Annotated in this window: 1 tRNA gene; it reads right to left on the minus strand. The window is 46.4% G+C overall.

Features of this window, described 5'->3' with window-relative positions:
* Positions 1 to 160: 160 nt before the first annotated feature.
* Positions 161 to 234 (minus strand) — tRNA-Thr (locus AB4Y90_RS18275).
* Between the last annotated feature and the right edge of the window lie 150 nt (positions 235 to 384).

Genomic DNA, 384 nt, shown 5'->3' on the forward strand with positions numbered 1-384 from the left:
GCCGAAGCAACTGAGTTACAGTCAGTCCCATTTAGCCACTCTGGAATCTCCCCAGATATTTTATATTAAATTGAGCCTCCAGAGGGAGCCGAAGCAACTGAGTTACAGTCAGTCCCATTTAGCCACTCTGGAATCTCCCCAGATATTTTATATTAAATTGAGCCTCCAGAGGGACTCGAACCCACGACCTGCTGATTACAAATCAGCTGCTCTAGCCAACTGAGCTATGGAGGCAATTTAATAAAAACTGAAGGCTATCAGAGAAACTCTACTCTGCGCTGCATCAGCAGTTAAAAAAAATCACGCCTAAACCGGAGTGAAATTGAGCGGAAGACGAGGGTCGAACTCGCGACATTCAGCTTGGAAGGCTGACGCTCTACCAAC

The sequence above is a fragment of the Chryseobacterium sp. 2TAF14 genome (assembly GCF_052115105.1).
Classification (GTDB): domain Bacteria; phylum Bacteroidota; class Bacteroidia; order Flavobacteriales; family Weeksellaceae; genus Chryseobacterium.